The sequence below is a fragment of the Actinokineospora sp. NPDC051303 genome (assembly GCF_055586285.1).
In genome coordinates, this window is the sequence record NZ_JBVJIN010000021.1 from 26950 (window position 1) to 46299 (window position 19350).

General features: G+C 71.3%; 18 protein-coding genes. 13 read left to right on the plus strand and 5 right to left on the minus strand.

What is annotated here, in order from left to right; all coding sequences use genetic code 11:
* The first annotated feature begins 117 nt into the window (after positions 1 to 117).
* The 3 genes from mptB (at position 118) to ACZ6SD_RS17830 (ending at position 3451) form a co-directional block, all read left to right on the plus strand.
* Positions 118 to 1728 carry a polyprenol phosphomannose-dependent alpha 1,6 mannosyltransferase MptB gene (gene mptB, locus ACZ6SD_RS17820; protein ID WP_465318029.1) on the plus strand — a complete coding sequence of 537 codons (1611 nt, stop codon included), beginning with the start codon at positions 118 to 120 and terminating at the stop codon, positions 1726 to 1728.
* Positions 1729 to 1739: 11 nt separating this feature from the next.
* The gene (locus tag ACZ6SD_RS17825) at positions 1740 to 2666 is read left to right on the plus strand and encodes an ABC transporter ATP-binding protein (RefSeq protein WP_465318030.1); all 927 of its coding nucleotides are present in this window, start codon (positions 1740 to 1742) and stop codon (positions 2664 to 2666) included.
* A gap of 68 nt (positions 2667 to 2734) precedes the next feature.
* Positions 2735 to 3451 carry an ABC transporter permease gene (locus tag ACZ6SD_RS17830; protein ID WP_465318105.1) on the plus strand — a complete coding sequence of 239 codons (717 nt, stop codon included), beginning with the start codon at positions 2735 to 2737 and terminating at the stop codon, positions 3449 to 3451.
* Here the strand turns inward: ACZ6SD_RS17830 and ACZ6SD_RS17835 are convergent.
* Genes ACZ6SD_RS17835 through ACZ6SD_RS17845 form a run of 3 tightly spaced genes read right to left on the minus strand, consistent with a single transcriptional unit; the run spans position 3392 to position 5561 of the window.
* Positions 3392 to 4597: an MAB_1171c family putative transporter gene (locus ACZ6SD_RS17835; protein WP_465318031.1), complete on the minus strand. Its 1206-nt coding sequence runs from the start codon at positions 4595 to 4597 to the stop codon at positions 3392 to 3394. The genes ACZ6SD_RS17830 and ACZ6SD_RS17835 overlap by 60 nt on opposite strands.
* Positions 4597 to 5139 (minus strand): hypothetical protein, encoded by a 543-nt coding sequence (locus tag ACZ6SD_RS17840; RefSeq protein ID WP_465318032.1) that lies wholly within the window; start codon positions 5137 to 5139, stop codon positions 4597 to 4599. Before ACZ6SD_RS17840 ends, ACZ6SD_RS17835 begins: the two co-directional genes overlap by 1 nt.
* Positions 5136 to 5561, minus strand: a complete 426-nt coding sequence (locus ACZ6SD_RS17845) for a helix-turn-helix domain-containing protein (protein ID WP_465318033.1) — start codon at positions 5559 to 5561, stop codon at positions 5136 to 5138. Before ACZ6SD_RS17845 ends, ACZ6SD_RS17840 begins: the two co-directional genes overlap by 4 nt.
* A 335-nt stretch (positions 5562 to 5896) precedes the next feature.
* On the opposite strand from ACZ6SD_RS17845, the gene ACZ6SD_RS17850 reads away from it, so the two are divergent.
* Positions 5897 to 6859: a COX15/CtaA family protein gene (locus ACZ6SD_RS17850; protein ID WP_465318034.1), complete on the plus strand. Its 963-nt coding sequence runs from the start codon at positions 5897 to 5899 to the stop codon at positions 6857 to 6859.
* A gap of 47 nt (positions 6860 to 6906) precedes the next feature.
* Here ACZ6SD_RS17850 and ACZ6SD_RS17855 read toward each other — a convergent pair whose 3' ends face one another.
* Positions 6907 to 7215, minus strand: a complete 309-nt coding sequence (locus ACZ6SD_RS17855; protein WP_465318035.1) for a hypothetical protein — start codon at positions 7213 to 7215, stop codon at positions 6907 to 6909.
* Between the two features lie 104 nt (positions 7216 to 7319).
* Between ACZ6SD_RS17855 and ACZ6SD_RS17860 the strand changes: the two genes are divergently transcribed.
* Entirely contained in the window at positions 7320 to 8291 is a 972-nt protein-coding gene (locus ACZ6SD_RS17860) for a quinone oxidoreductase family protein (RefSeq protein WP_465318036.1), read from the plus strand.
* Between the two features lie 329 nt (positions 8292 to 8620).
* Here the strand turns inward: ACZ6SD_RS17860 and ACZ6SD_RS17865 are convergent, their stop codons facing one another.
* A complete protein-coding gene (locus ACZ6SD_RS17865; protein WP_465318037.1) occupies positions 8621 to 9217 on the minus strand; it encodes an FKBP-type peptidyl-prolyl cis-trans isomerase in 597 nt (198 codons plus the stop codon).
* 168 nt (positions 9218 to 9385) lie between these two features.
* Between ACZ6SD_RS17865 and ACZ6SD_RS17870 the strand changes: the two genes are divergently transcribed.
* The 8 genes from ACZ6SD_RS17870 (at position 9386) to ACZ6SD_RS17905 (ending at position 19327) form a co-directional block, all read left to right on the plus strand.
* Positions 9386 to 10390: a hypothetical protein gene (locus ACZ6SD_RS17870; protein WP_465318038.1), complete on the plus strand. Its 1005-nt coding sequence runs from the start codon at positions 9386 to 9388 to the stop codon at positions 10388 to 10390.
* A 5-nt stretch (positions 10391 to 10395) separates the two neighbouring features.
* Positions 10396 to 11031, plus strand: a complete 636-nt coding sequence (locus ACZ6SD_RS17875) for a hypothetical protein (RefSeq protein WP_465318039.1) — start codon at positions 10396 to 10398, stop codon at positions 11029 to 11031.
* Positions 11032 to 11089: 58 nt separating this feature from the next.
* Entirely contained in the window at positions 11090 to 11752 is a 663-nt protein-coding gene (locus ACZ6SD_RS17880) for an HD domain-containing protein (RefSeq protein WP_465318040.1), read from the plus strand.
* Between the two features lie 517 nt (positions 11753 to 12269).
* Positions 12270 to 12605 (plus strand): YegP family protein, encoded by a 336-nt coding sequence (locus ACZ6SD_RS17885; protein WP_465318041.1) that lies wholly within the window; start codon positions 12270 to 12272, stop codon positions 12603 to 12605.
* A gap of 126 nt (positions 12606 to 12731) precedes the next feature.
* The gene (gene pstC / locus ACZ6SD_RS17890) at positions 12732 to 13754 is read left to right on the plus strand and encodes a phosphate ABC transporter permease subunit PstC (RefSeq protein WP_465318042.1); all 1023 of its coding nucleotides are present in this window, start codon (positions 12732 to 12734) and stop codon (positions 13752 to 13754) included.
* A gap of 13 nt (positions 13755 to 13767) precedes the next feature.
* Positions 13768 to 14934, plus strand: coding sequence for a phosphate ABC transporter permease PstA (gene pstA / locus ACZ6SD_RS17895; protein ID WP_465318043.1), 1167 nt, complete (start codon positions 13768 to 13770; stop codon positions 14932 to 14934).
* 38 nt (positions 14935 to 14972) lie between these two features.
* A complete protein-coding gene (locus ACZ6SD_RS17900; RefSeq protein WP_465318044.1) occupies positions 14973 to 16628 on the plus strand; it encodes a phosphate ABC transporter substrate-binding protein PstS in 1656 nt (551 codons plus the stop codon).
* 98 nt (positions 16629 to 16726) lie between these two features.
* Entirely contained in the window at positions 16727 to 19327 is a 2601-nt protein-coding gene (locus ACZ6SD_RS17905) for a hypothetical protein (RefSeq protein ID WP_465318045.1), read from the plus strand.
* The last annotated feature ends 23 nt before the right edge of the window (positions 19328 to 19350 follow it).

Here is a 19350-nt window from a genome sequence, read left to right on the forward strand (position 1 = left end):
ACTCCGGTGGGCGGTGGCTCCCGGCCCGTCCCGGCGGCGGACTGGACACCGCCCGCCGCCGGGCATGATCGCTCGTACTGGGCTCGGGGACGCTGGGCTGCCGCTACCCTTCCGGGCGTGGTGGCGGGAGAGACGCAGCGGCGCGTGGCGCGTCGGCGGCCGGACGGTGAGTCCGGGCCGCTGGACGAGGTGGAGCGCCGACAGCTGGACGCCGTGCGCCGGTTCGGGACGGTCGGGTCGCTGCTGCTGATGGTGGGCTCGCTCGGGGCCGGGGCGGCCCCGGTGTTCAATCCGGTTTTCCGGATTCCGGTGTTGGGCCTGTTCAGCCGGATGACGACGGTGTCGCTGGCGTTCGCGTTCACCGGGGTGTTCATGATCGTGCTCGCCTGGCTGGGGCTGGGCAGGCTCTCCCGGCCGGGCCGGGTGCGGGCGGTGTCGGTGCCGCAGATGGCCAGGACGCTGGTGATGTGGATCGCGCCGCTGGTGTTCACCGTGCCCAGCTTCAGCCGCGACGTCTACAGCTACCTCGCGCAGAGCGAGATCGCGGCGATGGGCCAGGACCCGTACACGACCGGCCCGGCCACCGCGCTCGGCGTCAACCACCCCTTGACGCTGGGCGTGCCGACGATGTGGCGGGAGACGCCATCGCCCTACGGGCCGCTGTTCCTCAGCGTCGGCCGGGCGGTGAGCTGGCTGACCGGCGACCACGTCGTGATGGGCGTGGCCGCGCACCGGCTGGTCGCGCTGGTCGGCCTGGCGATGATCGTGTGGGCGCTGCCGAGGCTGGCGCGCCGGTTCGGGGTGAGCCCGGTGAGCGCGCTGTGGCTGGGCGCGGCGAACCCGCTGGTGCTGTTCCACCTGGTCGTGGGCGTGCACAACGAGGCGCTGGCGATCGGGCTGATGCTGGTCGGCTTCGAGCTGGCGCTGAGCCGGATGCCCAAGGTGACCCCGGACGGGCCGTTCCCGCCCTGGCAGCGGGGCGAGCTGGCCTGGTACGCCATCGGCGCGGCGGTGATCACGCTCGGCGCCGCGGTGAAGATCCCGGCCGCGCTGGCGCTGGGCTTCCTCGGGGTGATGATCGCCCGCCGGATGGGCGGCCGGTGGAAGCACCTGTTCGCCGTGGCTGGCGGGCTCGGCGTCGTGTTCGGCGTGGTGCTCACGGCGGCGTCGCTGGGCAGCGGCTTGGGCTACGGCTGGGTGAGCACGCTGAACACCGCGGCCACCATCAAGAGCTGGATGGCCCCGATGACCGCGCTCGGCTTCGGCGCGGGCGGCCTGGGCATCCTGCTCGGGCTGGGCAACCACATCGACGCGGCGATCACCGTCAGCAGGCTCGTCGGCGCGGTGATCGGCCCGCTGATCGCGGCCAAGCTGCTGCTGGACAGCTTCCGCTGGAAGCTGCGCCCGCTCACCGGCCTTGGCGTCGGCCTGGGCGCGGTGCTGGTGTTCGGCGCGACCGTGCAGCCCTGGTACCTGCTGTGGGCGGCGGTGCCGCTGGCCGCGGCGGCGGGAAACACCCGGTTCCGCACCGCGGCGATGATCGTGAGCGCCACGCTCGCGGTCGCGCTCGCCCCGACCGGGGCCACCTTCGACGGGCGGGTGTTCGTCCTGCCGTACGCCTACATCGGCGCCGCGATCGTCACCGCCATCGCGGTCGCCGCCAGCTGGCGGCACGTGCCGCGCGCGCAGCCGACTCCCGCCGACGCCGTGACGTCGGGCACGCCTTAGGCTTCCCAGTCGTGAACACGCCCGCCGTCGAGGTGTCCGGCCTGGTCAAGACCTACCGGGCGACCCCGGCCGTGAACGGGCTCGACCTGCGGCTCGACCGGGGCGCGGTGCTGGCGCTGCTCGGCCCCAACGGCGCGGGCAAGACCACCACCGTCGAGGTGTGCGAAGGCTTCCTGCGCCGCGACTCCGGCGAGGTCCGGGTGCTCGGCCTCGACCCGGCGACCGACGGCGAGCGGCTGCGCCCCCGGATCGGCGTGATGCCCCAGGGCGGCGGCGCGTACCCGGGCATCCGGGCCGCCGAGATGCTGACGCTGGTCGCCGCTTGCGCCGCCGACCCGCTGGACCCGGCGTGGCTCATCGACGTGCTCGGCCTCGCGGGCTGCGCGCGCACCCCGTACAAGCGGCTCTCCGGCGGCCAGCAGCAGCGGCTGTCGCTGGCCTGCGCGCTGGTCGGCCGCCCCGAGCTGGTCTTCCTCGACGAGCCGACCGCGGGCATGGACCCGCAGGCCCGGCGGCTGGTGTGGGAGCTGGTCCACGCGCTGCGCGCGGACGGAGTGAGCGTGCTGCTGACCACGCACCTGATGGAGGAAGCCGAGGCGCTGGCCGACCACGTGGTCATCATCGACCACGGGCGAGTCGTCGCCGAGGGCAGCCCGAGCGACCTCACTGCGGACAACCCGCACGAGCAGCAGCTCCGGTTCCGCGCGAAGTCCGGGCTCGACCCGGCCCTGCTGGTGGCCGCGCTGCCCGAGGGCTGCCGGGTGTCCGAGCCGACCCCGGGCTGGTACCTGGTCGCCGGGACGGTCAACCCGCAGGTCGTGTCCACGGTGACCGCGTGGTGCGCGCAGCAGGGCGTGCTGGCCGAGGAACTCCAGGTCGGCAGGCGCAGCCTGGAGGACGTTTTCCTGGAACTGACCGGACGGGAGCTGCGCTCGTGACGACCGAGGTCGGGCGGTTCGCCCCGGGCACCTTCACCCCGGCCCCCGGGGCGGGCAGTGCGCCCCGGATGCTGCTCACGCACGCGCGCACCGAGGCCGTGCTGACCTTGCGCAACGGCGAGCAGGTGCTGCTGACGCTGCTGATCCCGCTGGCGCTGCTGGTCGGCCTGAGCCTGCTCGACATCATCGCCATGCCCGAGCCCCGGGTCGACTCGGTGACGCCGCGGATCTTCGCGCTGGCGGTCATGTCGTCCGCGTTCACCGGGCAGGCCATCGCCCTGGGCTTCGACCGCCGCTACGGCGTGCTCAAGCGCCTCGCCGCGACCGCGCTCCCCCGCTGGCTGCTGGTGGCGGGCCGGGTCCTGGGCTGTCTGGCGGTGGTGACCGTGCAGCTGCTGGTGCTCGCCGCGGTCGCGGCCCTGCTGGGCTGGTCGCCGTCCGGTGTCGGTCTGCTGTGGACGGTGCTGCTGGTCGCGTTGGGCGCCTTGGCCTTCGGCGCGCTGGGCGTGCTGCTCGGCGGGGCGCTCAAGGCCGAGGTGGTGCTGGCGCTGGCGAACGTGGTGTGGTTCGTGCTGCTGCTCGCGGGCGGCATCGTGGTCGCGGCGGACTCGCTGCCCGCCGGGATGGCGGACGTGGTGCGGCTGCTGCCTTCCGCGGCCCTCACCGACGCCCTCACCCAGACCCTGGTCGACGGCTCCGCCCCCGCCCTGTCCTCAGTGCTCACCCTAGTCGTCTGGGGCCTCGGCGCCGGACTCCTGGCGACCCGGACGACCAAGCTCGTGTGACCGGCCCACGGCGGCTCGATCTCCCCTGACGGCGTGCTGGGCTGATTTAGTGGGACCAGTGGAGCCGGACCAGTGCGCGGCGACGCGTTCGAGCCAGGCCACCTCGTCGGCGAGGATTCGGCTTCCCGGGCGGGTCTCCGGCGGGGGCGCCGCGGTCGGCGGGCGGCCGTCGAGCCGGGCGGCCAGGGCGGCGCGCAGGGCGGCGGCCTCGGCTTCCGGGGTGGCGTGGACGGCCGGGGCGATGTGCCCGCGCAGGGCCGCGCGGCCGTCCCAGATCTCGATCACCCGGCGATACAGCCGGTATTCCATGTGCCACCACGGGGCGGGCGAGGCCAGCTCGATCGACGGCGTGGCCTGGCGCAGGGCGTCCCAGAGCGGGGCGAGTCTGCGGTAGGAGCGGTAGTGGGCCAGCCACTGGCGCAGGGCGACGACCCGGGGCGCCCAGGCGGGCAGGGTGATGCCGACCATCCCGGTGCACAGGCCGATCGCGAGCAGCACCAGCTCCGCGAACCGCTGGTCCCACGGCGGCCGCGCGCCCATGAGGACGGCCCCGATGTAGACGACCCGATGCCCGGCCCAGACGACCGAGAGCCACCCGCCAGCGGTGAACACGACCAGGCCTCGGCGCAGCCACGGGCGGTCGGCCAGCCGCGCCCAGTGCGCGGTCAGGCGGGCGTTGAGGACCAGCGACACCGCGACCCAGGCGACGAACACCAGGTTCGCCGTCGCCGACCACGGCTGCTCCGCCCACCGCACCGCAGCCCAGTCCGGGGCCTCCACCGACTGCGCGACCGTCCACACCCCGATCAGCAGGACCATGCCCGCCGTGACGACCACCGCCCGTCCGGCGACCGCCCGGGGCCGCCGCTCCGGCGGGTGCGTCGAGCAGACGAGGAAGACCTGCACGGCGAACAACCCGGCGAACACGATCTCGTGCTGCGCGATCCAGCCCAAGCCGGCCACGGCCCGGTCGAGCACGCCGCCCACCGGCGCGTAGCCCAGGACCAGCGCGAGGACCAGCGCCAGCAGCGCGACGCACAGGGCCAGCAGCGCGGGCCCAGGGCGGCGGAGCAGGTCGACCGACTTGTAGGCCAGGGCCAGCCCGACGACCGCGACGATGAGCAGGTGCAGCGCTTCCGGCGACATCACCCGAAGCGTTCCATGGCCTCGCCGAACCGGTCGACCACCGCGGCGTCGGCCGGGGCCAGCGCGCGGCGGGGGGCGAGCAGCGCGCGGCCCGCGAGCTTCCAGATCAGCGACGCGGCGACCTCGGCTTCCTGCTCGCACCGGTCGTCATAGGCGGCGCGGTGCAGCACGCCCATGCGGCGCAGCAGGTCCGGCGACACGTCCGGAGTCAGCGCCGGGCCCGGGCGGGCGCCCTGGTGGCCGAGGAGCATGTGGCCGAGCTCGTGGCAGACGATGTGCTCGGCGCGCAGGGCGGGCGAGTCGCGGTCGTAGACGATCACGTCGACGGTCGGGCCAGCGAGCCAGGCGCCGTCCGGCGCGCCCGGCGGCAGCCGCGTCGGGACCAGGTGGATGGGACGGCCGCGGTGGGCGGCCACCCGGTCGCAGAACTCGGCCAGATCCCACGGCTGGGGAACGCCGACCTCGGTGAGCAGGGCGCGCACGCGGGCGCGCAGCCGCCGGTGGTCGCGGCCCGCGCGCAGGCGGTCGAGCGCCGACCTCACGGCCGCTCCGCTGGCTTCCCGGCGGACCGCTCGATCTCGCGCACGCGGTTGGTCATCTCCAGGATCGCCGCCCGGCCCGCCTCCGAAAGCTCCCCCGCGCGCATGGCGATGGCCCGGATCTGGGCGTCGCGCCACGCGGCGACCAGGTCGAGCTGCTCATCGATGCGGGCGGACTCGGCGTCGTCGGAGAAATAGCCGATAGGGACGCCGAAGAACTTCGCCAGGGCCTCCAAGTGCCGGAAGCTCGGATTGTCGCGCGCGCCTCTGCGCCACGCCGAGATCGCGCTGTGCGAGACCTCGATCCCCTGCTCGCCGCGAATGGCCGCGGCGATCTCCTCGTTGGTGAACGGCCCGCGCCCCGCCGGGTGCACGGTGGCCACCAAGCGGTTCAGCTTCTCGGCCAGGGTGTTCCCGCCGCCCATGTCGCCCCCTCCCGGTGGCGTTCGACACCTGTCGCGAACCCGCACCGGACATTGCACTATTGTTGAAACCCCTACTCCCGGAGTATAGATTTCGCGCCGCGGGGAGGACGCTACCGCCGGACGGGTCGTGGGGGGAGCGAGCCGTCCGGCGGTAGCCCAGGGAAGGCGATGGGGGAGTTCGCCTTCCGACACGCAGTGTAGTGCGCTGTGATCGCTGCGTGGAGGCATTTCGCGAACATGGCCACATTTTCCGTGATCGACGCGCGGTGAGAGCCAGAGCACGCTAAAAGACAACCGCGTCCGACCTCTCAGTTTCCTCCGCTTAGCATCAGCGGGTGCCGCTGGAAACCCTCAAGTCCCGCATCGACCGCCTGCCCAGCCCGAGCATCCGCGCCCAGCGCGCGGTGGCGGTCGCGGTGGTCGTCACCCAGGCGCTGATCGCCGTCACCGGGTCCGTCGTCCGGGTCACCGGCTCCGGGCTCGGCTGCTCGACGTGGCCGCAGTGCCAGCCCGGCAGCCTCGTGCCGGTCGACCACCCGGAGTTCGCCACGCTGAACCAGTGGATCGAGTTCGGCAACCGGCTGCTGACCGGCATCGTCGGCGTCATCGCCATCGCCGCGTTCGCGCTGGCCTACCTTGCCCGGCCGCACCGGCGGCACTACCTGCGGCTGGCCCTGGCGATGCCGCTGGGCGTGGTCGTGCAGGCGATCGTGGGCGGGGTGACCGTCCGGCTCGACCTGCTGTGGTGGACCGTCGCGGTGCACTTCCTGGCGTCCACGATCATGGTGTGGCTGGCCGTGCTGCTGGTGCACGCCGTGGCCGAGGGCGACGAGCCGCCGGTCCCCCGCGGCCCGCGCGCGCTGCCCGGCCTGCTGCTGGCCTCGATCGCGGTGCTGGGCGGCCTGCTGATCGCGGGCACGATGGTCACCGGCGCGGGCCCGCACGCTGGCGATCCGGAGACCCCCCGGCTGGACCTGCCGGTGGAGACGCTGGCCCATGTGCACGCCGGGTTCATGTTCGGGTACCTGGCGATGCTGGTCGCCGTGGGCTTCCTGCTGCGCACCGGCCCGGCGACGTCGAGCCTGTGGCGGCGCTACCTGGTCCTGGTGGCCGTGGTGCTCGCCCAGGGCGCCCTCGGCTTCGTCCAGTTCTGGACCGGCGTGCCCGAACTGCTGGTGTCCCTGCACGTGCTGGGCGCCATGGGGGTCATCGTGGCGACCGCGAGCCTGTGGTGCGCCACGCGCGAGCGTCCGATCGGCACGACGGAGATCGACGTGCCCCGCGCGGTCGCGGTCTGACTTCGGGGAAAAGCACGCGGGGCGGTGGACGCCGCCCCGCGTGAACGTCAGCCTCGGGTGCGGGCGGCCATCTTGCGGCGGTGCCCGGAGCCGATCTTGGTGGCGGAGACCGTGTCGCGGTCCCACTCGGACAGCTCAAGGCCGTCGATCTTCTCGACCAGCGCCTCACCGGTCGCCGGGTTGGGGACGAGCACATCGCCCAGCGCGCCGTCGTCGCCGACGAGCACCACCCGGGCACCCGTGCGGCCGATGTTCTCCACGACCGCGCGCGCGGGCTTGCCATGCGCCTTGACGAAGGCGATCGTCGCCTTCATGGCCTGCGCGGGGACCTGCTGGGGAGTGTTCTCGTCTGCCACGGGCCGAGCTTAGGACCTAGAACCCGGGCTCACCCGTCCACCGTGATCGGCGCCACTGCTGCATGCTTGGAGGTCCGCACGAGCTCAGGTAGGAGGAGGCCGCTGTGGCCAAGGCAGTGGTGGTGTCGAAGACGGGTGGTCCCGAGGTCTTGGAGTACACCGAGACCGAGATCCGGCCGCCAGGCCCGGGCGAGTTGCTGGTGCGGGTCGCGGTCGCCGGGGTGAACTACATCGACACCTATCACCGAGCCGGGCTGTATCCGCTTCCCCTCCCGTTCGGGCCGGGCCTGGAAGGGGCGGGCGTGGTCGAGGCGGTGGGTCCGGAGGTTTCCGGGTTCGCGGTGGGCGACCGGGTGGCGTGGGCGGACGCGTTGGGCAGCTATGCCGAACAGGTCGTGGTGAAGGCCGCTGTGGCGGTTCCGGTGCCTGCCAATGTGCCTGACGATATCGCCGCGGCACTGATGATTCAGGGACTCACCGCGCACTACCTGGTCGCTTCCACGTACCCGGTCGCCGAGGGTGAGACGGTGCTGGTGCACGCGGCGGCCGGTGGGGTCGGTCTGCTGCTGGTGCAGTTGGCGAAGGCGCGGGGGGCGCGGGTCATCGGGACGGTGTCCACCTCGGACAAGGAGCGGCTGGCTCGGGCGGCGGGGGCGGATGAGGTGATCGAGTACACCTCGGAGGATTTCGTTGAGCGCACTCGTGAGCTCACTGCGGGGGAGGGTGTCGCGGCGGTGTATGACGGGGTGGGGAAAAGCACGTTCGCCGGGAGTTTGTCGGTGTTGCGGCGGCGGGGGATGTTGGTTTTGTTCGGGGCTGCGAGTGGGGCGGTTGAGCCGGTGGATCCGCAGCGGTTGAACGCGGCTGGGTCGGTTTATTTGACTCGGCCTAAGTTGGGGGATTACACGGCTGGCGTTGAGGAGTTGCGGTGGCGGGCTGGGGAGTTGTTTGGGGCTGTCGCTTCTGGGGCGTTGGAGGTGTGGGTTGGGGGGCGGTATTCGTTGTCGGCTGCGCGGCAGGCGCATGAGGATCTTGAAGGGCGGCGTACGACGGGGAAGCTTGTGCTGATTCCGTAGGTGGCTGCTGGGTTCTGTGGGTGGCTGGGTCGGGGGTTGGCTCGATGGGGTGGAGTGGTTTCTTTGGGGCCCCTACGAAGGAAGATCGCCGTGTGAAAGACGGGTGGGAAGCCTACGGCCTCACACGCGCAGCCAGCTTAGCGATCTTCCTTCTCCCCCAAAGAAACCACTCCACCCCATCGAGCACCTGGCAGCGTTAGGTGCCGGTTTGGTTTGGGTGCCGGTTGACAGGAGGGCGGATTTGTTTCCGCGTTTGAAGGCCACTTGGGGACGTTTGATTGCTTGAACGTCCCCAAGTGGCCTTTGGGGGTGGGTAATTGTGGTTGGGGTCAGGTGACCTGGACGGCGTCTACAACGAAGACGAGGGTTTCGTTGGGGGCTATGCCGTTGCCGCCCTGGCCGTAGCCCTTGTCCGGGGGGACGACCAGGAGCCTGCGGCCGCCCTGTTTGATTCCGATCAGGCCCTCGTTCCAGCCGTCGATCACGCCTGCTTGGCCGACGTTTTCCAGGGGGAAGGGGGTGCCGCCCCAGGAGGTGTCCTTTTCCGCCTTGTCGGACCAGGTGACCAGGACGTAGTGGGTGACCAGGGTCGCGCCTGCCTTGACCTCGGGGCCGGTGCCCGCGATGAGGTCTTCGCTCAGGATTGTTTTGGGTGGGGAGCAGTTGGCGGGGAGGGTGATCTTGGGCTTGGCGTTGGCCGCGCCGTCGATCTTGAAGTCGGCGGCGGTGCATTCGACCGCGGTGGAGACGTCGCCGCCGCCGTGGGGTTGCGGGGTGCCGCTGGTGGTGCTCGGCAGGGGCTTGATGCTGGCGGAAGAAGAACCGCCGCTGCCGGGGGTCGCGGTGGAGGCCTGTTCGGAATTGGCGCAGGCGGCGAGGCTCGTCGCCATCGCCACCGCGATCATGAGTTTGCCGACGTTGCGCATGGTGAGCGAGCTTAGGTGGGGTGGATTTCCGCGCCGCACCCGCCTGTGGGGATCTCACCCGTTCTCCGCATATCACGAACGGCTGAAGATCGGTAAACTAACCGCGCGCGCCCGAGTGGACACCGATCGCAGCGACTGCTCGGGTGACCGCCGAGGAGGTGACCTGCCGTGTCTTCGGACGCCAAGGGTCCCCGCACCCATCCGATCCAGGAGCTGTTCTGGACCCGCACCGGGCTGTTGCTGCTGATCCTGCTCGTCGTCTCCGGCACGTCGATCTGGGTGTCGAGCGGTCTCGCGGCAGGAACGGGTAAGACGCTGCTGACCACGTTGAGCACCGGGACCATGGTCTCCGCAGTGGTCGGGTTCGGTCAGACGCTGATCACCACCAGCGCCACCCGCCGGGCGATGGTGACCCCGCTCATCGAGGAAAGCAGGCGCGCGCTGCACGAGCTGTCCGCGGAATACCGGTCCCTCAACCGCGAGTTCTTCCCCACCCACGTCTTCGAGGCGAGCACCGACCCGGACCCGGCGTTCAACGCGCTCATGATGGCCGACCTGCGCGACTCCCGGCAGTTCCTGTTCCGCGGCTTCTCCGGGCGCTACGCGGCCGTGCGACTGCTGCTCTCGCACGCCGAATGGGAGGTGCGCGCGGTGGTCGCCGACCCGTGCGAACGCACCGCCATCAGCGGGCGCGCCCGGTACCTCGCCCGCCACCAGGGCGCCGACGCCGACTACGAGAAGATCCAGGCCACGCTGCACGAGGAGATCCGGATCGGGCTCGTCGGGCTGTACCTGGCCCGCAGCCGGTGCACCTCGGTGGACGTCACGGTGATCGGCGACCCGCCGCTGGACCGGGTGGAGCTGTTCGACGACAGCGTGTGGATCACCCTCTACAGCGCGGTCGCGGGCGCGCCGACGCTGTACCCGCGCACGCTGCGGTTCTCCGAGGGCTCGTTCATCTACGACATGCAGCGCGCCGAGTTCGCCCGGCTGCGCGCCGCGCGGGACGCGCGCCGGTTCGTGCTCACCCCGGACACCAGCCGGGACGAGTTCCTGGCGCACTTCGCGAAGGTGACCGGCGCCACCCTGTCCGAGGAGCAGTTCCGCGAGCTGGAGGGCAAGTTCCACGCCTTCCGGCAGGAGTTCTCCGCCAAAGCCCAGCTCGGGAGCTGATGTCCGTGTCCACGTCCGTCCCCGCGCTCTCCGAGCTCGCGCAGCGGATGCGCGAGATCGACCTCTCCCGCAGGCGGTGGACCGCCGCGCACGCTGGCGTGGAAACCTGGGTCGACGGCCCCGGTCTGCGGTCGGTGCTGCGCAGGCACCTGCTGGACCTGGGGCCAGCCAAAGCCGCCGCCCTGGTGGAGCGCTCCCGCGAGACGACGACGCACTTCGCGTGGTGCCTGCGCGACAACCCCGACGAGCCGTTCACCTTCTGGCTGCACGAGTACAAACCGCAGCAGGACTGGCGCCCCGGCTACGCCGACTCCGTGCACAACCACCGCTACCACTTCTGCACGGTCATCCTGTGCGGCGGCTACCGCCACGAGCGGTTCGACGCCACCGTCGACCCCGACACCGGCCTGATCTCCTCGGCCACGCTCACCCACCGCGCCGACTGCCAGGCGGGCGCCTCCGGGATCATGCTGGCCGAGCAGTTCCACCGCATCCCCCGCGCCGTCGACGGCACCATGACCTTCCTGGTCAAGTCCCGCCCCGTGACCCCGTGGAGCCTGTCCTACGACCCCGACACCCACACCGGCCACCGCCACGTCCCGGTCGAGTCCCGGCTCGAAGAGCTGACCAGGCGCATCTGAAACGAACTACCATCGCCCCACCCGTCTGTCCAAACGCGCGGGAACGGGAGGGGTCGGCATGTCCACATCCACCATCGGCGCGGTGCACCCCACCGCCGTCAAGCAGGTAGAACAGCGGGTGCGCGCCCTGTGCGAGCGCTACGCCGCGAAGCTGCCCTTCCACGGGTGGCACCACGTGAGCTTCGTCCGCGACAAGGCGACCGAGTTCGCCCGCGGCAACGGCTCGGACGTGTCCGTGGTCGAGACCGCCGCCCTGGTCCACGACGTCAACTACCTGGTGCGCCGCAACTCCACCGCGGCGGCGGGCAGCGGTTTGCGGCGCGCCATCCTCACCGACGCCCGCGTGCGCCCGGACGTGACCGACTGGATCGACGCCCTGGTCGACGAGGCCGAGATGCGCACCCGCCACCGCGACATCTCCCTGGAGGCCCAGGCCCTCAGCGACGCGGACACCCTCTTCAAGGCGCTGCCGGTCACCCCGGTCGTGCTGGCCCACCGGTACCTGGCCGAAAACGGTGTGACCCTCCGCGAACTGGCCGACAAGATCGTCGGCGAACAGCGGGACGCGCATGACGAGGGCTTCTACTTCTACTCCCCCGAAGCCGCCGCGAACTATTCGCGCTGGGCCACGGCGAATCTCGAACTCTGGCAGTGCATCAAGGAATCCCTGGACGACCCGACCGTGGAGCGACTGCTCAGCGCGGTCGGGTCCCTGCGATAAGCCGACAACGAGAGTCGGCTACCGGTTCGCGGCGAACCCTGAATTGCGCAATACGTCTCCCGACGGCAATAGGGGTATTCGAGATTAAGGACAGCCTAACCTCACGACCATGGGCCATAGCGGGTCGTCAAACAGGCGACTACCTGGCGAACACCAGCCCGACATAGAGTGACATCTCGGCTGTCCGTATTGGCGACAACACCGGACTGGCGAAATAGAGACATGTCCCGGACGTGCCGGGCGAATTGCGGTAACCATGAGTCGGGCGGTCGATTCGCCTCGATCCGGCGCGCGCGTCGGCGCCGCCGGAAAAGTGGAAAGAACTCGACTGAAAGCCGAAACTTTTTCCCCCGCGCAACCGATGCAGGTTGTTGACACACCGATCCACCTGTCAACAACTCGCTGGCAACCGGCCTATCCGGTTGCTCCGTACGCAGTACGACTGGTGGCTCGGTCACGAACTATCCGGGGGACCGCAGTGGCACGCTTCCAGTGCTATCGAGTCGAGGGGTCAGGCGTGCGATGGCGGCTGCTCGGCGGCAACAACCGCGTGCTCGGAGTGGGAATCGGCGATCACGCCAGCCGGGACGCCGCGCTGACCGAGATCGAGCGGGTCCGGCTGGTCGCCCACACGGCGTGGGTCGAGGTGCACCACGCGGACAACGGACTGTGGTGGTGGCGGCTGCGCGTCGACACCGGGGACCTTGTTCGATCCGCGCAGGGTTTCGCCAGGCGCATCGACGCGACGCACGCCGCCGCCCGGTTCAAAGCGGGCGCCCAAGACGCGGAGGTGACTCAGGTGGTGGCCGTTTTCCATCCCAATCGGCGCGGCCGGGCCGCGCGGCCAGGGTGAGCGCCGGTGGCGACGTGTGGGAGCAGCGGCTGGTTGACCGCCAGTTCACCTTCGCACTGTCCGGCTTTCACTCGGTGCTGTTTGTCTTGATCGCACAAGAAACGAATCGGCAAGGAGATGACGCGAGTGAGCGGCACCGACGTGCGTGCGCCGGCGGCCACGGATCCCGACCTCGACCGGCCGCGCAGGCTGCGCGTCCGGATCACCGGGGACGACCGGGTTTTCCGCTGGCTGGCACGCGGCGCGGGCCTGCTCGTGCTGGCCGTCACCGCGGGCATCGGGGCCTTTCTGGCAATCGAGTCCGGCATCGCCTTCGACACCTTCGGCTGGAAGTTCTTCACCGAACTCCAGTGGAATCCCGAGAGCAACGTCCTCGGCGTCGCGGCGATCCTTCCTGGCACGATCGTGGTCGCGCTGATCGCGATCGCTGTCGCTTTTCCGCTGGCATTGACCTCGGCTCTCTATATTTCCGAGTACGCCCCGCCCCGGTTCAAACCGACCCTGGTGAGCCTTCTCGACCTGATGGCGGCGGTGCCCAGCGTGGTCTACGGCCTGTGGGGCTTCTACTTCCTGCAGGAGCCGGTCATCTACCTGAGCCGGTGGCTGCACCAGGCGTTCGGCGGCTTCATCCCGTTCCTGCGCGTGGACACCGATCCGAACGCGGCAGCGTGGGCGCAGTCGCGCTACACCTCCTCGGCGTTCATCGCCGGGATCGTGGTGGCCATGATGGTGCTGCCGATCGCGGCGTCGATCATGCGCGAGGTGTTCGCGCAGGCCCCGCCGGGCGAACGCGAGGCCGCGCTGGCGCTGGGGTCGACCCACTGGGGCATGATCCGCTCGGTCGTCCTGCCGTTCGGCCGCGGCGGCGTCATCGGCGGCACCATGCTCGGCCTCGGCCGGGCCCTCGGCGAGACGATCGCGGTCGCCATGATCATCTCGCCCGCGTTCGACCTCGACTTCCGCATCCTGGAAAACGGCGAGATCACCGTGTCCTCGCTGATCGCCATCCGGTTCGGCGAGTCGTCTGCCCTGCAACTGTCCGCGCTGCTCGCGGCCGGACTCGTGCTGTTCGCGTTCACCCTGCTGGTGAACACGCTCGCGGCGATCGTGGTGTCCCGCAGTCGCAGCGGTTCCGCCACGGACATCTAGGAGCCCACCACCGATGACCTCACCCACCCGTGCCGACCGGCAGCGGCGCGACGACGACACTGTCGACTTAGGACAGACGGTCGCGCTCGCCGAGCCGCGCGAACCCTCCGACGAGGACGGGCTGTCCGCCGTCGACACCGAGCCGGAGCGGCGGCGCGGCCTGCGCGGCAGGCCGATCGAGGAGCGCGCGTCCCTGGTCGGCTCGGCCATCGCCGGTTTCTGCCTGGTCTGGCTGGTCTACCAGCGCCTGCTGCCCACCGCGGGCCTGCTCGGCTTCGCGGTCTGCTGGTACGCGGCGTTTCTGCTGATCTACGTGCTGGTCACGCTCCAGCGCCACGGTCTCGTGGAAGTGTCCGACCGGCTCGCGGCGGTGGTGATGCGGACCGGCGCGGCGGTCGTGGGCGGCGCGCTCGTGTTCGTCATCGGCTACACCGTCGTGCGGGGCCTGGCCGCCATGCAGTACCTGAACTTCTACACCGAGGACTTCATCTACTCCGATCCGACGGATCTGAGCCAGGGCGGCATCCTGCACGCGCTCGTCGGCACGCTGAACCAGTTGGCCATCGCCGTGGCCATCACGCTGCCGCTGTCGGTGGCCTGCGCGGTGTTCATGACCGAGGTCGGCGGCAGGCTGGCGCGGGTCGTGCGCACCCTCATCGAGGCGATGACCGGCCTGCCGTCCATTGTGGCCGGTCTGTTCATCTACGTCGCGGCCATCCAGGTCGTGGGCCTGCCGCGCAGCGGGCTCGCCGCGGCCCTGGCGCTGAGCGTGATGATGATGCCGATCATCACCCGGTCCGCGGACGTGGTGCTGCGCCTGGTGCCCAACGGGTTGCGCGAGGCGAGTCTCGCGCTCGGGGCGTCGCAGTGGCAGACGATCTGGCGGGTCGTGCTGCCCACCGCCCGGCCAGGGCTCGCCACCGCGCTGATCCTCGGGGTGGCCAGAGGGGCTGGCGAGACCTCGCCGGTGCTGCTGACCGCGGGATACAGCCAGTTCTTCAACGCGAACCCGTTCGCCGACTGGCAGACCTCGCTGCCGCTGTTCGTCTACCAGGTGTTCAAGCTCCCCGACGAAGCCATGGCCGCCCGCGCGTTCGGCGCGGCCACCGTGCTCCTGGTCCTGGTCTTGGCCCTGTTCGTCACCGCCCGGCTGGTCGCCCGCCGCAAGGACGGCCGCTGATGTCACCGATTCGTCGTTCGCGAAAGTGGGATGCCGCAATGCACCTGTCTCATCGGCTCAAGCGGGCGGGCGCCCTGCTCTCGGCGGCCGCGGTCGTGGCCACGGCGAGCCTGGCCGGGCCGGGCGCTGGCCAGGCGAGCGCGCAGGGCTACGAGCCCATCAACGGCTCGGGCTCCACCTGGAGCGCCAACGCGATCGGCACCTGGATCGGGGATGTGGCCGCCAACGGCATCCGGGTCAACTACGAGGCGGTCGGGTCCACCCGGGGCCGGACCATGTATGCCCAGCGCCAGACCGTGTTCGGCGTCTCGGAGATCCCGTTCCAGCAGGGCGCGGACGACCGAGGCGTCATCGATGACTCGGGCGGCCGGGCGTTCGGCTACATGCCGATCGTGGCGGGCGGCACCGCGTTCATGTACCACGTCCGCGTCGGCGGCCAGCCGGTGCGCGGTCTGCGCCTGGGCACCGAGACCGTGGCGAAGATCTTCACCGGCCAGATCACCAACTGGAACGACCCGGCGATCACCGCGGACAACAACGGCGCGGCCCTGCCCAGCAAGAAGATCATCCCCGTGGTCCGCTCGGACGGCTCGGGCACCACCGCCCAGTTCACCACGTTCCTGGACAAGCGCTATCCGGACATCTGGCGGCCGTTCCTCGGCCGCCCGGGCTTGACCTCGTACTTTCCCAACCCTGGCAACAAGTTCATCGCGCAGAACGGCAGCGACGCGGTCGCCGGGTACGTCTCGGCGAACTACGGCGACGGCGCCATCGGCTACGTCGAGTACTCCTACGCCAAGAACAAGCGCGACTGGCCGGTGGCGAAGATCCTCAACGAGGCGGGCTACTACACCCTGCCGACCGACTACAACGTGGCCGTCGCGCTCACCCAGGCCAGAATCCAGACCGCCGACCGCGATCCCAAGGTCTATCTGACCCAGATCCTCGACGGCGTCTACGCGCACAACGACCCGCGGTCCTACCCACTGTCGTCCTACTCGTACATGGTCGTCCCCGCCCAGGACGACCCGAACGCCACACCCGAGTTGCCGATGACCCGCGAGCGGGGCCGCACGCTGTCCGCGTTCGCGTTCTACTTCCTGTGCGAGGGCCAGCAGAAGGCGGGCGCGCTGGGCTACTCGCCGCTGCCGCTGAACCTGGTGCAGGCTGGCTTCGACCAGGTCCGCCGGATTCCCGGGCACGAGGAGCGGCTGCTGGACCCCAGCAAGTGCAACAACCCCACGTTCGACCCGGCGAACCCGAACCGCAACGTGCTCGCGGAGAAGGCCCCGGTGCCGCCGGACTGCGACCGCAAGGCCCAGGGCCCGTGCCGGACCGAGGGCGGCATCCCGGGCGCGGGCGGCGGCGGGACCGGCGGCGGTGGCGGCGGCGCCGGCGGTGGCGGCGGCGGAACCGGCGGCGGCGGTGGCGCCGACTCCGGGGGCGGCGCGGGCGCCGGTGGGCCGGAAGCGGCGGCCGCGCAGGGCGCCGTCGACCCGGAAACCGGGCTGCCCCTGGGCGGAAACGCCGACAACACCGGCGGACAAGGCGCGGCCTACGGCTCGGCGACCGAGCTGGCGGCGTTCCGGGACGACTCGACCACGTCGCTGTTCGGCGGCCTGGTCGCGGTCGAGCTGCTGCTGGTGCTGATCCTGCCCGCGCTCGTCGCCCGCCGAATCAGGCGACGGCAGTGATCTCCCCAGCGACCTCCGCAGTGGCCTCCCCAGCCACTCCCCCATCCCGGACCAGAGCGCCGCAGCCGCGGAGAACCACGAACGACGAACGGAAACCGATGAACCACCACCGCTTCCGGCCGCACCGATGGGCGCGCCTGTTGGTCGTGGCCGTGCTGGTCCTGGCGTCCGCGCTCGGCTCGGTCAGCGTGCAGGGCTCACAGGCCGTCGCGCAGTCCGCTGGCGTGAGCAAGGACCTCACCTTCGAGAACGGCGACCGCGGCCGGGTCACGGTCAGCAAGACCGACACCATGCGGCGGGAGACCGTGCGCGTTGAGTGGTCCGGCTTCCTGCCGACCAACAACGCCGAAGGCTTGCCGTTCAACGCTTTGCAGCCCAGCGGCGAGCGGTTCCCGGTCGCGGTGATGCAGTGCCGGGGCGCCGATCCCGCCCGTGAGGACTGCGTCTGGTACGACTTCGGCGGCGAGCGGTACGCCCCGGAGTTCGACCCGGTGGAGGCGAGCACCCCGGGTGTCTACGACTACATGACGATCCCGTTCACCGACGTGCGGGGCGGCACGCACTGGCTTGACGACTGCACGCCGCCGGACTACGCCGACTGCGACGGGGTCACCGACCACCCGGCCGACTGGTACACCTTCGGCAGGCAGTCGCGGCTGGCGTTCACCGGGGCCGACGGCCGCGGCGCGATCGACTTCGAGGTGCGCACCGGCGACGAGATGCCCAACTCGCTCGGCTGCGGCCGCAGCCCGTCCCCCGGCGCCGCGCCGACCGTCTGCTCGCTGGTCGTGGTCCCGGTCCGGGCGATGCCGTGCACCTCCCCGGAGGTGCCCGCGGGGTGCCCCGACCCGGCCTCCGCCGACTACACGCTGATCAACAGCTACTCGTTCGCCCTGTCCGGATTCAACTGGCAGCACCGCGCGGTGTTCCCGCTGTCGTTCCTGCCCGCCGAGGGGTTCTGCCCGCTCGACGCGGCGGGCAGGCTCGCGATGGCGGGCAGCGAGATCGCCGCGGAAGCGGTCTACAGCTGGATTCCCGCGCTGTGCACCGCCGCTTCGCCGGTGGCCACCAGCTACACGCCGGTCAGCGAGGGCGAGGCGCGCAGGCAGTACAACCAGACCCTGCAGAACTTCGTGGTCGGCAGCAGGCCGGTGTCCCTCGACGAGGCGGGCAGGCCGACCGCGCACGCGCCGCTGGCGATCGGCGCGTTCGTGTTCAGTTTCATGATCGACCGCCCGGACGACCAGCGGCAGATCACCCGGCTGCGGCTCAACGCGCGGCTGGTCGCCAAGCTCATCACCCAGAGCTATCGCGGCAGATGGGGCGGCGAGCCGGACGCCTCCGGCGTCGACCCGACCACCCGGTTCCTGCCCGGCCACCCGGAAACCCTCTTCGGCGACCCCGAGTTCGGCGAGCTCAACCCCGAGCTGAAGAACCTGCTGTACAACAGCACGATGGCCACGCCCATCCTGGTCACCGGCGACGGCGACATCCCGCACGCGGTGACCAGGTGGCTGCTGGCCGACCCGGACGCGGCGGCGTTCCTGCGCGGGCGGCCCGACCCCTGGGGCACCAAGATCAACCCGGCGTTCCTCGACTGGCAGACCCCCAGCGACCAGTTCGACTACCGGGACAACTTCGTCGGCAACCGGGACGCCCGGCCCGCCAAGGACGGGTGGTGCCAGAAGCCCGACCCCGCGGACCCCGGCAAGCTGGTCAACGACTACTACTGCGCCCGGCACCCGGCGCAGCTGCACGAGCTGCTCGCCCAGCGCTCCAGCAAGCTGCGCGACATCGGCTCGCTGCTGCTGACCGGGCAGACCCTGCAAACCACCGAGTGGGACGTCAACTTCGGCGGCTGGAAGCGCCCGCCGCCGCAGAACCTGGGCGGGCGGTCGGTCATCGGCATCACCGACCACGCCACCGCGGTGCGCTACCGCCTGCCGGTGGCCGAACTCTCCACCGGCCGCAAGGACGCCGCGGGCGCCCCCACCTTCACCGGCCCGACCGAGCAGGCCATGCTCGCCGCGGTGCGGTCCGGGACGCTGGACGACAAGTCCGGCACCGTGGCGATCGACTACGCGAAGCTCGACGCGGCAGGCTATCCGGGCACGATGGTCAGCTACGCCGCAGCGCCCACCACCGGCCTGCCCGCCGACGTCGGCGACCGCTACGCCCGCGTCATCGAGTTCGGCGCGGACGCCGGGCAGACGGTCGGCCCGAACCTGGGCAACCTGCCGCAGGGATACCTTCCCCTGCCGTCGGAACTGCGCGAGCAGGCCCGCACGGTGGCCGCGGCGGTGCGGGCGCAGAAGGGCGAGGTCCCGCCGCCGCCGTTCACCGATCCGAGCCAGATCGGGACCGCGGCGGGCGGCCCGGGTGGCGCGGGCGGCACTGGCGGCTCGTCGGCGACGGGCGGCGGAGCGGCGGGCGGGGCGCCCGACGCGAGCGGCGTGCCCGCGGCGGGCGCCCCGCCCGCTGGCGGCCCAGCGGCCTCGGACACCGCGAACCCCCGGGCCGTGGTCGACACCCACGCCGACCGCAGCGGGCTGCTCAAGTGGGGCCTGCCGGTCGCGCTCGCGCTGGGGCTGCTGACGGCCGTCGCGGTTCCGCTTGGCGTCCTGGGATCGCGGCCGGGCAACCCGGTGAACCGGTTCTTCGTCGGCGTCTGGGCGCGAATGCCCGCCCGTCGCCGATGAGCGCCCGCCTTGAGTCCGGAGTG